The 13689-nt window shown below is 66.6% G+C and carries 13 protein-coding genes; 6 read left to right on the top strand and 7 right to left on the bottom strand.

What is annotated here, in order from left to right; translation table 11 throughout:
• Window positions 1-10: 10 nt before the first annotated feature.
• From ASG07_RS05590 to dusB, 4 genes are all read right to left on the bottom strand, one after another.
• The gene (locus tag ASG07_RS05590; RefSeq protein ID WP_055843396.1) at window positions 11-2251 is read right to left on the bottom strand and encodes a sensor histidine kinase; all 2241 of its coding nucleotides are present in this window, start codon (window positions 2249-2251) and stop codon (window positions 11-13) included.
• Between the two features lie 78 nt (window positions 2252-2329).
• Entirely contained in the window at window positions 2330-3742 is a 1413-nt protein-coding gene (gene ntrC, locus ASG07_RS05585) for a nitrogen regulation protein NR(I) (RefSeq protein ID WP_055843394.1), read from the bottom strand.
• Window positions 3739-4818, bottom strand: coding sequence for a two-component system sensor histidine kinase NtrB (locus ASG07_RS05580; RefSeq protein ID WP_055843947.1), 1080 nt, complete (start codon window positions 4816-4818; stop codon window positions 3739-3741). Before ASG07_RS05580 ends, ntrC begins: the two co-directional genes overlap by 4 nt.
• Window positions 4811-5809: a tRNA dihydrouridine synthase DusB gene (gene dusB / locus ASG07_RS05575; RefSeq protein ID WP_055843390.1), complete on the bottom strand. Its 999-nt coding sequence runs from the start codon at window positions 5807-5809 to the stop codon at window positions 4811-4813. The genes ASG07_RS05580 and dusB overlap by 8 nt, the downstream gene beginning before the upstream one ends.
• An 86-nt stretch (window positions 5810-5895) precedes the next feature.
• Here dusB and ASG07_RS05570 point away from each other — a divergent pair, with 86 nt between their 5' ends.
• The 3 genes from ASG07_RS05570 to ASG07_RS05560 are packed head-to-tail and all read left to right on the top strand — an operon-like array spanning window position 5896 to window position 8098.
• Window positions 5896-7053 carry a bifunctional 2-C-methyl-D-erythritol 4-phosphate cytidylyltransferase/2-C-methyl-D-erythritol 2,4-cyclodiphosphate synthase gene (locus tag ASG07_RS05570; RefSeq protein ID WP_055843388.1) on the top strand — a complete coding sequence of 386 codons (1158 nt, stop codon included), beginning with the start codon at window positions 5896-5898 and terminating at the stop codon, window positions 7051-7053.
• Window positions 7050-7574: a hypothetical protein gene (locus ASG07_RS05565; RefSeq protein WP_156361758.1), complete on the top strand. Its 525-nt coding sequence runs from the start codon at window positions 7050-7052 to the stop codon at window positions 7572-7574. The genes ASG07_RS05570 and ASG07_RS05565 overlap by 4 nt, the downstream gene beginning before the upstream one ends.
• The gene (locus ASG07_RS05560; protein WP_055843942.1) at window positions 7571-8098 is read left to right on the top strand and encodes a CinA family protein; all 528 of its coding nucleotides are present in this window, start codon (window positions 7571-7573) and stop codon (window positions 8096-8098) included. Before ASG07_RS05565 ends, ASG07_RS05560 begins: the two co-directional genes overlap by 4 nt.
• On the opposite strand, the gene ASG07_RS05555 is transcribed toward ASG07_RS05560, so the two are convergent.
• Window positions 8035-8517: a type II toxin-antitoxin system RatA family toxin gene (locus ASG07_RS05555; protein ID WP_055843385.1), complete on the bottom strand. Its 483-nt coding sequence runs from the start codon at window positions 8515-8517 to the stop codon at window positions 8035-8037. The genes ASG07_RS05560 and ASG07_RS05555 overlap by 64 nt on opposite strands.
• A 6-nt stretch (window positions 8518-8523) precedes the next feature.
• The gene (gene lipA / locus ASG07_RS05550) at window positions 8524-9477 is read right to left on the bottom strand and encodes a lipoyl synthase (RefSeq protein WP_055843383.1); all 954 of its coding nucleotides are present in this window, start codon (window positions 9475-9477) and stop codon (window positions 8524-8526) included.
• A gap of 187 nt (window positions 9478-9664) precedes the next feature.
• Here lipA and ASG07_RS05545 point away from each other — a divergent pair, with 187 nt between their 5' ends.
• Window positions 9665-10294 carry a carbonic anhydrase gene (locus ASG07_RS05545; RefSeq protein WP_055843381.1) on the top strand — a complete coding sequence of 210 codons (630 nt, stop codon included), beginning with the start codon at window positions 9665-9667 and terminating at the stop codon, window positions 10292-10294.
• Between the two features lie 42 nt (window positions 10295-10336).
• Here ASG07_RS05545 and aspS read toward each other — a convergent pair whose 3' ends face one another.
• Window positions 10337-12160: an aspartate--tRNA ligase gene (gene aspS / locus ASG07_RS05540; RefSeq protein WP_055843379.1), complete on the bottom strand. Its 1824-nt coding sequence runs from the start codon at window positions 12158-12160 to the stop codon at window positions 10337-10339.
• Window positions 12161-12232: 72 nt separating this feature from the next.
• Between aspS and rnd the strand changes: the two genes are divergently transcribed.
• Both rnd and ASG07_RS05530 read left to right on the top strand, forming a co-directional pair.
• Window positions 12233-13411: a ribonuclease D gene (rnd, locus tag ASG07_RS05535; protein ID WP_055843378.1), complete on the top strand. Its 1179-nt coding sequence runs from the start codon at window positions 12233-12235 to the stop codon at window positions 13409-13411.
• Window positions 13408-13689, top strand: coding sequence for an I78 family peptidase inhibitor (locus ASG07_RS05530; protein WP_055843376.1), 282 nt, complete (start codon window positions 13408-13410; stop codon window positions 13687-13689). Before rnd ends, ASG07_RS05530 begins: the two co-directional genes overlap by 4 nt.

Here is a 13689-nt window from a genome sequence, read left to right as displayed (position 1 = left end):
CGCCAGTTGTTCATGTTCGGTGTGAAGTCAGCGATGCAAGCTGGCCCTCCCCGGCCGGCTCCGGTGTGGTCGCCCCCTGATCGAGCCGCGACAGGCCGGCGGCGTCGAAGCGCATCGTCACGATCGTGCCGCCACCGTCGCGGTCGGAGAAATCGATCGTGCCGAGATGCTCCTCGACGATCTTATTGACGATCGCGAGGCCGAGGCCGGTGCCCCGCGCGCGCGTGGTCATATAGGGCTCGACTATCCGCTCTCGCGCGGCAGGCAGGCCGATGCCGTCGTCGGCCAGACGAACGATGACCGTGTCATCCTCCTGCGTCAGCGTCAGCGTCACCTCGCCACCCTCACGCCCGGTCGCCTCAATCGCCTCAACCGCGTTCTTGACGACATTCGTCAGCGCCTGACCGATCTGGCGACGGTCGCAGACCAGGCCCGGCGGCGGGTCGTCGTGTACCAGCGCGAACCGGACATTGGGGTGAGCGACCTCGTGCAGGAACAGTGCCTCATGTGCGGCGTCGATCAGTGACTCTTCTCGAAATACCGGCTTGGGCATGCGAGCGAAGGACGAGAATTCGTCCACCATCCGGCGCAGGTCGCCGACCTGTCGCACAATCGTTTCCGTCAGCCTTGCGAAGGTGCCGTCATCGCTTTCGATCTTGCTGCCGTAGCGACGTTGCAGCCGCTCGGCCGCGAGCTGGATCGGCGTGAGCGGGTTCTTGATCTCGTGAGCGATGCGGCGGGCGACGTCGGACCATGCGGCCCGGCGCTGATCGACGAGTTGCTGCGTGACGTCATCGAAGGTCAGGATCGGGCCACGATCGATATGCGCGATGCGGACCGCCAGCGTGCGGGCGTCCGCCCCCTCGCCCACCTGCACCACCGCCTCGCGCGCGCCGGCATCGACCAGCGCATCGAGTTCGGGCGCGATATGGAGCAAGGGCTGACCGACGACGCCGTCTTCACCCGGACGGCCAAGCAGTCGGACGGCCGATGCGTTCGCGATGCTGACGCGGCGATCAGGTCCCGTGGCAACGACGCCGGCGGACACGCCCGCCATCACCGCCTCGATCAGTGCGCGCCGGCTGTCGAGCTGTTCGTTCGCGGACAGCAACGCGCCGTTCTGTGCCTCGATCCGACCGGTCATTTGATTGAACGCGCGCGCCAGCGTGCCGACTTCGTCCCGGCTACGCGGATCGGGCACGCGAGCGGCGAGGTCACCGTCCGCGACCCGGCGCGCGGCGGCGACGAGTTCGCCGACCGGCCGCACCAGCCGGTCCGCGACGTTCAGCGCGATCCAGACCGCGACGCCGACGATCAGGAACGAAATCGCGAGCAGCGCTGCGTTGAACTTCAACTGGAGGCTGCGCGCCTGGGCCAGCAGCGCGCGATAGTCGCCGCGGACGGCGCGGGCACGCTTGGACTGGTCGTTCATAAACCGAAGATTCGTGAACCGTCCGGCGTAGAGATAGGCGCCATCGATGTCCGGCATCCGCGTGATGACCTGGATACGCTGACCGGTGTCGGTGACGATGAACGGCTGGCCGGCGAGCAGCGCCTTGATCTTCGCGCGATCTATCACTTGACGCAGGTCGCGGCTGTAGGGATTGACCAGCGCGATCGTCTGCACCTCCCCCTTGGGGGCGTCGTAGTAGATCGCGGCTTCGTTCAGGTTGCGTTGATAGACCTGACGGCCGAAATATTCCTTGAACTGCTCGCTGTCGACCGGAAGCTGCGCAAGCGTGCCGGAGAGGTCGTTCGCCATGGCGGTCGCCTCACTCGTCCAGCGGTCGAGGCTCATCTGATAGGCCGTCGTCGCCAGGTCAGTGGCGTTGTTGATCATCGACCGCGCCTGATCGGAATACCAGAACTGCACGCCGTACTGGAACAGCAGCGACGCAAAGATGGTGACGAGCAGCATCGGTACCGCCGCCATGACCGAGAAGATCGCGACCAGCCGGACGTGCAGCCGCCCCTCTCCGCCGACCGGCGACCGGGCGGCGCGGCGCAGCGCGATGCGACGCCCAAGGAGCATCAGCAAGGCGATGCCGGGCACGAGATTGGCGACGAGCAGCAGCGCCACGAGCGGGGGCTGGATCAGCCGTTCCGGCGCATCGAACCCCGACAGGATGACATAGCTGGCGACCGCGACGGACACCGCGAACACCAGCACCGCGATCTCGACGGCGGGCGTCACCCGAAGCCGCCGCAAGGGCGTGTCGTCGGACTGGAACGGCGTCGCGGTGGCGATCATTACCGTCGTCCTACAGGGTCGACCGTTGCATGAAAACCACAATCTTGGTGAAGCTGCGTTTCCCGGATCGGGACAGGATCACGATCTACGAGGATCCAGACCCAGCGCATCGAGCCGCTTCCGCAGCGTGTTGCGATTGATCCCCAGCGCGCGGGCGGCACGAAGCTGGTTCTGGCCGTGACGGGCCAGCATCGTCTCGATCAGGGGACGCTCGACCTCTGCGATGACCCGGTCATAGAGCGTGCCGTCGTCCAGCGCCTCGGGCCGTTCGCGCGCGATCCGGCCGACGAGCGCCCGTACCGCTTCGTCGAAATCGACGCTGGGTTGCGGCGCGGCGCTGACCCGGGTGCCATGTATCGCCGTGATGGCGTCGCCGCCGATGACTTCGTCGCGGGTGAGGACGGCCAGCCGCCGCATCAGATTTTCCAGCTCGCGGACGTTCCCCGGCCAGTCGTGGGCGCGCAGCACTTCGGCGGCGTCGGTGGCGAGCTGGCGGCGCGGCAGTCCTTCCGCGGCGGCGGCATCGAGGAAATGTCGGGCGAGGATCACGACATCGTCGCCGCGCTCCCGCAACGGCGGCAGGCTGAGCGGCACCACGTTCAGACGATAGAATAAATCTTCGCGGAACAGCCCGGCCGCGACTTGATCGGCGAGATTGCGGTTGGTCGCTGCGACGATCCGGACATCGGCGCGGATGGTCCGCGCACCGCCGACGGTCGTGAACTCCCCGGTCTGAAGCACGCGAAGAAGCCGGGTTTGCGCCTCCATCGGCATGTCGCCGATCTCGTCGAGGAACAACGTGCCGCCCGAGGCCTGCTCAAACCGCCCGGCGTTGCGCACGGCCGCACCGGTGAACGCGCCGCGTTCGTGACCGAACAGCTCCGCCTCGATCAGCTCGCGCGGAATCGCGGCCATGTTGATTGCGACGAACGGCGCGGCCCGACGGATACCGAGATCGTGGATGGCACGGGCGACCAGTTCCTTGCCGGTGCCCGACTCGCCCGACACCAGAACGGTCAGATCGGTCGACACGACGCGTGCGATGACGCGGTAGACGTCCTGCATCGCCGCCGACCGTCCGATCAGCGGCAAGGTCGCGTCCTCGGCGGCGGCATCTTCCGCCGTCCCCTGCCCCCGCGCCAGCGCGCCATCGACCGCGCGTGCCAGCACGTCGAGGTCGAAAGGCTTGGGCAGATAGTCATACGCCTGAAGGTCGGCGGCGCGGACGGCGGTCGTCAGCGTATTCTGCGCCGACAGCACGATCACCGGCAATTGCGCGTGGCGCGTCAGAATTTCACGGACATGATCGATCCCGTCGCCGTCCGGCAGGACAACGTCGGTGATGAGCACGTCGGGCACCTCCGCCAGGATCGCCCGATCGAGCTGGGCAAGGCTGTCCGCGGTATTGACGATGTGCCCTGCACGGCGCAACGCCTGTGCGACGACGGTGCGGATCGCGGCGTCGTCATCGACCAGCAGGACGCGGCTCACGGTGTACCTCTCGGCAGAAGCAGCCTGAGGACCGTCGTCTCTGGCATGCCCTCGCGACTATATTGGACGATCCCTCCCATGTCGCGCACCAGCTTGTCGACCAGTGCGAGGCCCAGCCCCTGCCCTTCGCGTCGGCCCGATACGAACGGTTCGAACAGGTGATCGGCGATGTCGGCCGGCGCGCCGGGACCATTGTCGACGACGCAGATTTCGATCGGCAGCGGCACGCGGGGCTGGCCGGTCGCGCCGCTGCGGGTGATGCCGTGGCGATAGGCCGTACTCATCACAATACGCGCATTGCGCTCGTTGCGAACTGCTTCGCGCGCGTTCTTTAACAGGTTTATGATAACCTGAGTCAGTGCGTCGCGGTTGATGAGCGCGGGTGGCAACGACGGATCGAACCGTTCCTCGATCGTCACGCCGCGGGCGAAGCCGGCAAGTGCCACGGCGCGGGCGTGATCCAGCAACGGGTAGATGTTCTCCGCCGACAGCGGCAGCGGGCGGGTGTCGCCGAACTCCTGCATCCGGTCGATCAGCGCGGCGATGCGATCGACCTCGGTGACGATCAGGTGTGTCAGCTCGCTTGGGCCAAGCAATTGCGCCGCGCCACGGATGCCGGACAGCGGATTGCGGATTTCATGCGCCAGCATTGCTGCCGCGCCCTCCGCCGCACGCGCGCCGCCGATCCGGTCCGCGGTATGGCCCAGCCGGTGCGATCCGGCGGCGGTGTGCAGCGTGATCGTGCGCCAGCCGGGGTGATCGGCCACCGCCGCCTCAACGAAATCCACGCGCATCCGTACGCCCCGTGCCGTCGCGATCTCCGTATCATAAACCGCATAACCATATCCGTCGCGATCCTGCGTCGCTTCTGGCGGTGGCAGGATGGCGGTCAGCAACTGGCCGCGCATCACCCGTTCGGACAGGTTCAGCATTTGCTCGGCCAACGCATTGGCATGCGCGATCCGGTCGTCCGGATCGATCACGACGACCGCAACGGGCAAGGCCGTAAACAGGTCGCTGAAACCGGGCCTGCCCGATAGCCCACCCGGCCCGCCGCCGGGCCGCCCCTCAGGCAGCGGCAAGACGACGCCAGGGGGCGTAGAAGTCCGCGAGCATCGCCTTGACCCGGCTGGCGTCCGGTTCCTGATTGACCGCGTTGCGGAACTCCGCCGATCCGGTCAGCCCTCTGGTGTACCAGCCGATATGTTTGCGCGCCATGTTGACGCCGGTGACACTACCATAATGCTTCAACATCGCATCGTAATGCTCGATGATAACAGAGTATTGTTCATCGAGATCAGGATCGGCACGGCGGCGGCCGGTGTCCAGCCATTCCATCACTTGCCCCAGCAACCATGGCCGGCCATAGGCGCCGCGCCCGATCATCAATCCATCCGCACCGGATTGTTCCAATGCCGCCTCCGCGTCCTCGATCGAGTTGATGTCGCCATTGGCGATAACGGGGATCGATACCGCCCGCTTGACCCCGGCGATGAAACGCCAGTCGGCCTGACCCTTGTACATCTGGTTGCGGGTGCGGCCATGAACCGTGATCATCTTCGCGCCCAGATCCTCGGCGATCCGCGCGAGCTCGGGAGCGTTGAGGCTGTCGTGGCACCAGCCCATGCGCATCTTCAGCGTCACCGGCGCAGACACTGCCTTCACCACCGCGTCGATCAACTGTGCGGCAAGCTTTAGATCGCGCATCAGTGCCGATCCGGCATCGCCACTCGTGACCTTGCGCACCGGACAGCCCATGTTGATGTCGATGATCGCCGCGCCGCGATCCTCCGCCAGCTTCGCCGCCTCCGCCATCTCATAGGGCGTGCAGCCGACGAGCTGCATCGACACCGGCTCCTCCGAAAGGTGCCATGCGGCCTTCTGGATCGACTGGCGCGTCTCTCGGATCGCGGCCTGGCTGGCGATCATCTCGGTGACGTTGAGCCCGGAGCCGTAGCGCCGGACGAGGGTGCGGAACGGCATATCGGTCACCCCCGTCATCGGCGCGAGCACGACGGGACGGTCGATCCGGACAGGGCCGATCTGGATGGGGGATAGTTTCTGCATGTGCCTGAAAATCAGGCATCCATTATCCGAAGCGTGGGATCGATGCAAGGCTGGCGATCCTCGCCGCGGAACGCTACCGCCGGTTCATGCTTCGCCATCGCACCGCAGCATTGATCGTCGCCGCCGGTTCCGGCTCGCGGGCCGGCGGTGACCTGCCCAAGCAATTCAGCATCGTCGCCGGCCGGCCGCTGGTCGCCTACGCCGTCGCCGCCTTTGCCGGGCATGTCGATGAAGTCGTCGTCGTGATCGGTGCCGGACAGGACGATCTCGCCCGCGATGCGCTGGGCCACGACATGCGGCTGGTCGCAGGCGGCCCCACCCGACGCGATTCCGTGGCCAATGGTTTGGCGTCGCTATCGGATGCGGTCGAACGGGTATTGGTCCATGACGCCGCCCGCCCCTTCGTGTCCCCTGCGGTGATCGCGCGCGTGCTGGCGGCGTTGGACGATCACGACGGTGCGACGCCAGTGCTGACGGTGGCGGACACGCTGGTGCGCGGTAAGGGTCTGCTCGGCGAGGTCGTGCCGCGCGACGGATTGCACCGCGTCCAGACGCCGCAGGCCTTCCGGCTCGACACGTTGCGAGCGGCGCATGCGGGCTGGCCGGCCGGCGACGAGGCGACGGACGATGCGCAGATGGTGCGACGGCTTGGCGGACGCGTCGCGTTGGTGCAGGGCGAAGCGATGCTCGATAAGATCACCTATCCCGATGATTTCGCGACGGCGGAAGCCCGCTTGGCGTGGGAGAGTCGGTCGGCGGGGGGGTTTGATGTTCACCGTATGGAAGCCGGGGAGGAACTTTGGCTGGGCGGTGTGCTGATCCCGCATGACAAGGGACTGTCCGGACACAGCGACGCGGACGTGGCGCTCCATGCGCTGACCGATGCGCTGCTGGGCACCATCGCCGCGGGCGACATCGGCACGCATTTCCCGCCCAGCGATCCGCAATGGCGGGGTGCGGCGTCGGACCAGTTCCTCGCCCATGCGGCGCGGCTGATCGCCGACAGGGGGGGGCGAATCGACTTCGTGGACCTGACGCTGATATGCGAGGCGCCGAAGATCGGACCGCACCGGGCAGCGATGATCGCGCGCATCGCCGACATCCTGCACCTGACCCCCGACCGCGTCAGCGTGAAGGCGACCACCACCGAGCGTCTGGGCTTCACCGGCCGCGAAGAGGGTATCGCCGCGCAGGCGATCGCCACGATCAGCCTGCCGAGAACCGCCGGGAGAGGAGAGGCATGATGCGCCTGACGACGATGATCGTGGCCGGAGCGCTGATCGCCACCCCAGGTGTCGCGCAAGTCAAACCGTGCCTGAACAATGCGGAGGCGGAGTCGCTGGCGCTGGTCGCGTTGCCGGAGATCATTCGCGAGACCGGCCGCATCTGCACCGCCCGCCTGCCCGCGGCCAGCCTGATCCGCCGTGCGGACGGGCCGTTGATCGCCAAATACCAGGTCGCCGCGGACCGCGCATGGCCGGGTGCGAAGGCAGCGATCATCAAGCTGAGCGATCCCGCCGCCGACCTGCTGCTGGCGTCCGATTACGCGCGGCCGGTGCTGACCAGCATCGTCGTGCCGCTGATCGTGGGGCGAATCGACCTGAACGATTGCGGCACGATAGACCGACTGGTGACGCAACTGGAACCGCTGCCGGCCCGCAACACGGCGAGCGTCGTCGTCACCGTGCTCCAGTATCTCAAGATGAACGAGCGGGGCGGCGGCAAATCCGGCGTCCCCGCCCTGCCGCTGTGTCCGGCATCGTGACCGACACGCTCCTTCCGGCGCAGCTCGTGGAATCGGCGCAGCGCGTCATCGAGGCGAATCGCAAGGCCGGGCGGCGGATCGCCGTGGCCGAAAGCTGCACCGGTGGTCTGGTGGCCGCAGCGCTGACGGAGGTGCCGGGGTCGTCGGACGTCTTCGTCGCATCGATCATCACCTATTCGGACGAGGCGAAGACCGACCTTCTGAAAGTCGGGCGCGATCTGATCGAGACGTTCGGCGCGGTATCGATCGCGGTCGCATGGGGCATGGCGCGCGGCGCGGTGGAGAAGACCGGAGCCGATGTCGCCGTCGCGATCACCGGAGTCGCGGGCCCCGGCGGCGGCAGCGAGAAGAAGCCGGTCGGCACCGTCGTCTTCGCGCGCGCCGAAAAGGACAGCGATCCCAACGATGTTCATGCCGACCGCCGCCTGTTCCCGGACAATGGCCGTGGCGGCGTGCGCCTTCAGGCGGCGCTATGTGCGCTCGAACTGCTGATGCCGCCGGAACCCGAGCCCGTCGCGCCGTAAAGCACCGCCGCACGATCCTCGAACGCCCCGATCATCCGGCGCAAGGCGGTGCCGAACACCTGACCCGCCAGCATCTCGAACACGCGGTTCTTGAACTGGAAGTCCACCGCGAAGTCGACCGCGCAGCCCGGTCCTTCCGACCGGAAGCGCCAGTCGTTGCGCAGATATTTGAGCGGTCCCTCGACGTAATCGACGCGGATCATATCCGGCCGCGCCTTTTCGACGCGGCTGGTGAACGTCTCGCGCAGGCCCTTGAAGCCGACGATCATGTCGGCCAGCGTCTCCGTATCCCCATCCTTGCGAACGCGCATCGCGGTGACCCAGGGCAGGAATTCCGGGTAACGCCTCACGTCGGCGACGAGGTCGAACATCTGCTCCGCGCTGTACGGAAGATGCCGTGTTTCCTGATGCTTGGGCATAGGCGCCTACACCGCGATCACGGCCCGCGGCCGTGGTGCCAACTTCGCCTCCCGCGCCGCGCGGAGCTTCGCGAAATCGTCGCCGGCGTGATAGCTCGACCGGGTCAGCGGCGACGATGCGACGAGGAGGAAACCCTTGGCCCGTGCGATACCGGCATAGGCGTCGAACGCCTTGGGAGTGACGAATTCTGCGACCTTGGCATGGCGCGGGGTCGGCTGAAGATACTGGCCCATCGTCAGGAAGTCGATGTCGGCGGAACGCATGTCGTCCATCACCTGATGCACCTCCAGCCGCTCCTCGCCCAGCCCCAGCATCACGCCGGACTTGGTGAAGATCGACGGATCGTGTCGCTTGACCGATTCGAGCAGCCGCAGCGACGCGTAGTACCGCGCGCCGGGGCGGATCGTCGGATACAGGCGCGGTACGGTTTCGAGATTGTGATTGTAGACGTCGGGCCGCGCCTCGACGATCGACTCGATCGCCGCCTGCGCCTTGTTGCGGAAATCGGGGGTCAGGATCTCGATCGTCGTCGTCGGGTTGGCGGCGCGGATCGCATGGATCACCTTCACGAACTGCGACGCGCCGCCATCGGGCAGATCGTCGCGGTCGACGGAGGTGACGACGATGTGCTGGAGCCCCATCTGCGCCGCGGCCTCCGCGACGTTCTGCGGTTCCATCTTGTCGACCGCGCGCGGCATACCGGTCTTGACGTTGCAGAAGGCGCAAGCGCGGGTGCAGGTATCACCCAGGATCATGACCGTAGCGTGCTTCTTCGACCAGCATTCGCCGATATTCGGGCACGCCGCCTCTTCGCAGACGGTGGTCAGGCTTTTCGAGCGCATCAACTCGCGCGTGGCGGCAAAGCCCGCACTGGTCGGGGCCTTGACCCGGATCCAGTCGGGCTTGCGGACGCGTTCCGGGCGACCATCCTTGGGGGCGAGCGGCGTCATGTCGTTCATGCCCGTGCAGATAGGATCGCCCCGGCCAAATGTCACATGAAACCGGCAGCGAAGATCATCAACATGACGGACTTGTCATCTTTTGTCGCGATGCGGTAACGGTGTGCCGCAAGTCAGGAACCGGGCGTTTGGCCGCCGGTTACGACTGTGAACAGCCGATTCGGCCCGAGATGGAGCTTCAGTGCAGATGACCGACTTTTCCGACCTGATCGAAGGATATTACAAGTTTCGCGGTACGGAGTGGCTGACCGAGCGGGAACGCTGGACCGAGCTGGCGTCGGGTCAGGCACCGAAGGTGATGGTGATCGCCTGTTCGGACAGCCGCGTCGATCCGGCGACGATCTTCGGAACGCATCCGGGTGAGGTGTTCGTGGTGCGCAACGTCGCCAACCTCGTACCCCCTTACGAAACGGGCGGCGGTTTCCACGGCGTGTCGGCGGCGGTCGAGTTCGCCGTCACGAAGCTGAAGGTCGCCGAGATCGTCGTTTTGGGTCACGGCGCCTGTGGCGGCGTCAGCGCGGCGCTGACGCAGAGTCTGGCCGACTCGACGCATGGCGACGGCGGCTTCGTGAAGGACTGGATCACGCTGCTCGACGATGCGCGCGAGAAGGTCGTGGCCGAACATGGGACAGGTCCCGAGGGCCAGAAGGCGCTGGAGCAGGAATGCGTCCGCGTATCGATCGCCAATCTCCAGACCTTCCCCTTCATCGCCGACCGGATCGCCGACGGATCGCTGAAGATCCACGGCGCGGTCTTCGCGATCGCCGACGGCAAGCTGAAGGTGCTGCAGGATAACGACCAGTTCGAGGCCGCCTGAACGATCCGGCCCGGCGGATCCCCTCCGCCGGGCCGATCATCCTCACCCCGCGGCGGGGGCAACCGCCTTGTCGATGTCCTTCTTCGGTTCTGCCGTCGACCGCAGGTTCAGTTCGCGAAGCTGCTTGGCGCTCGCGAAATTGGGGGCGCCCATCATCAGGTCCTCCGCCTTCTGGTTCATCGGGAAGACGACGACCTCACGGATGTTCGGCTCGCCCGCCAGCAGCATGACCATGCGGTCGATGCCCGGCGCCGAACCGCCGTGCGGCGGTGCGCCGAACTTGAACGCGTTAATCATGCCCGCGAAGTTCGTATCGACATCGGCCTGCGTGTAGCCGGCGATCTCGAACGCCTTGTACATGATCTCCGGCCGGTGATTCCGGATCGCGCCCGACGACAGCTCCACGCCGTTGCAGACGATGTCGTACTGATAGGCGAGGATATCGAGCGGGTCCTTCGTCTCCAGCGCCTCCATCTCGCCCTGCGGCATCGAGAAGGGATTGTGGCTGAAGTCGACCTTCTTCGCGTCCTCGTCATATTCGAACATCGGGAAGTCGACGATCCAGCAGAACTCGAAGCGGTCCGGATCGATCAGGCCGAGCGTCTCGCCGACGCGGGTGCGGGCGAGGCCGGCGAGCCTGGCGGCCTGGGCCTCCTTGCCCGCGGCGAAGAACACGCCGTCGTCGGGACCCAGGTCGAGGGCAGCGGCGAGCTTCGCCATGCCCTCTTCACCGTGGTTCTTGGCGATCGGGCCACCCCATTCGCCGCCCTTGCGCGTGGCATAGCCGAGACCCGCGAATCCCTCGGACTGCGCCCACGCGTTCATGTCGTCGAAGAACTTGCGGCTCCTGTCCGCCGTCGCCGGTGCGGGGATCGCGCGGACCACATCGCCGGCCTCGACGATCGAGGCGAAGCGGCCGAAGCCCGAGCCGGTGAAATGCTCGCTGACGTCGCTGATGAGGATCGGGTTGCGCAGATCGGGCTTGTCGTTGCCGTAGCGGAGCATCGACTCCCGGTAGGGGATGCGGCGGAACGGCAGCGCCGAGACCTGCCTGCCCTTGTTCTGCCAGTTCGCGAACTCTTCGAACAGCCCGTGGAGGACGGGTTCGATCGCCTGGAACACATCTTCCTGCGTGACGAAGCTCATCTCGAAATCGAGCTGGTAGAACTCGCCCGGCGAACGATCGGCGCGCGCGTCCTCGTCACGGAAACAGGGTGCGATCTGGAAATACCGATCGAAGCCCGCGACCATCAACAGCTGCTTGAACATCTGCGGCGCCTGAGGCAGCGCGTAGAACTTGCCGGGATGGACGCGGCTGGGGACGAGATAGTCGCGCGCGCCCTCCGGCGACGATGCGGTCAGGATCGGCGTCTGGAACTCCGTGAAGCCCTGTCCGATCATCCGCTGGCGGACGCTGGCGATCACCTGACTGCGGAGCATGATGTTGGCGTGCAGCCGCTCGCGACGGAGATCGAGGAAACGATAGCGGAGGCGGATGTCCTCCGGATATTCGGCGTCGCCGGCGACCGGCAGCGGCAGCTCCTGCGCGACGCTCTGCACCGTCACCGCGCGGGCGAAGACCTCGATCTCACCGGTCGCCAGACTGGCGTTGGCGGTCCCCTCCGCACGGGCCTTCACGATACCGTCGATGGTGATGACCGACTCGGTGCGCGCCGCCTCCAGCACCGGCAGGGCCGGCGAGTCGGCGTCGGCGACGACCTGCGTGATGCCGTAATGGTCGCGCAGATCGACGAACAGCACGCCGCCATGATCGCGCTTGCGGTGGATCCAGCCCGACAGGCGGACGGTCTGGCCGACATCCGCCGCGGTCAGCGCGGCGCAGGTGTGGGAGCGATAGGCGTGCATCTGTGTCATCGCGCGCCCCTCCCCTTCCCTGCCCCTATTTGTCAACCCGCGCGACGGGTCTATGGGACGGCGATGCACATCCATCCGTTGATTACCGACAGCGCGACCCTCGCCAACCTCTGCCACCGTCTCGCCCGGGCCGACTTCGTCACGGTCGATACCGAGTTCATGCGGGAGAGCACCTATTATCCGGAGCTCTGCCTGATCCAGATCGCCGACGTGAACGAGGCGGCGGCGATCGATCCGAAGGCACCCGGGCTGGACATGACGCCGCTGCTCGACCTGATGGTGAACAACGAGGATGTCCTGAAGGTCTTCCACGCCGGCGGGCAGGACCTTGAGATCGTGTACAACCTGACCGGCAAGACGCCGCACCCGCTGTTCGATACGCAGGTCGCGGCGATGGCGCTCGGTCAGGGCGAGCAGATCGGCTATTCGAATCTGGTCGACAGCTGGCTCGGTATCCAGATCGACAAGGGTGCGCGCTTCACCGACTGGGCGCGGCGGCCGCTGGATGCGCGGCAGATCGAATATGCGATCGGCGACGTGACGCATCTGGCGGCGATCTTTCCGAAGATGCTGGAACGCCTGCGCAAGACCGGGCGCGGCGCGTGGCTGGACCAGGAAATGGAACGGCTGGGCGACCCCTCCAACTACGCGAACGATCCGGACGTCGCGTGGAAGCGCGTGCGCGTGTCGGGTCGCAAGCCCGACATGCTGGGCCGGCTGAAGGCGATCGCGCGGTGGCGGGAGCTGGAGGCGCAAACCAAGGACCTGCCGCGCGGTCGCATCGTCAAGGACGAGACGCTGGGCGATCTCGCCAGCCATCCGCCGCGCAAGCAGGCCGACCTGGCCCGGGTGCGCGGCCTGTCCGCGACGTGGGCCGGTAACGATATCGGTGCGCGGCTGATGGCGGCGATCGAAGGGGCGACGCCGCTGGATGGCGACGAGCTCCCGCCCCGCGACGATCGCAAGCCGGGGCTGGGGAAGGAAGGGTCGCTGGTGGCCGACCTGCTGAAGCTGCTGCTGAAGATCCGGTCGCGCGATATCGACGTCGCATCGAAGCTGCTGGCGCGATCCGACGAGCTGGAGGCGCTGGCCGCCGGCGTGCGGACGGGGCTGCCGATGCTGGAGGGGTGGCGTTACGACCAGTTCGGGCGGGATGCGGTCGATCTGGTCGAGGGGCGGCTGGGCTTCGCGGTGAAGAACGGACGGTTGAAGATGACGCGCACCGAGGAGGAGGTTGCATGAGGTACCTGTTGCTGGCGCCGGCGCTGCTGGCCGCGTGCACGACGATGACTCCGCCTGCCGCGCCCGTCGGGCCCTGCATCGTCGACGAGGCGACGCGGATGCGCTTCGTCGGCGCGAAGTTCGACAGCGGCATGCGCGAGGAGTTGCAGGCGCGCACCAATGCGCGCGTGATGCGGACGCTGCGCCCCGACGAGATCACCACGAAGGAGTTCTTCGAGGATCGCCTGAACGTGATGCTGGACGACGGCCGCCGGATCGACGGACTTCGCTGCGGCTGA

The sequence above is a fragment of the Sphingomonas sp. Leaf343 genome (genome assembly GCF_001423765.1).
Taxonomy (GTDB): domain Bacteria; phylum Pseudomonadota; class Alphaproteobacteria; order Sphingomonadales; family Sphingomonadaceae; genus Sphingomonas.
The sequence above is the reverse complement of the archived record's forward strand: the minus strand, read 5'-3'. Positions and strand labels throughout refer to the sequence as shown.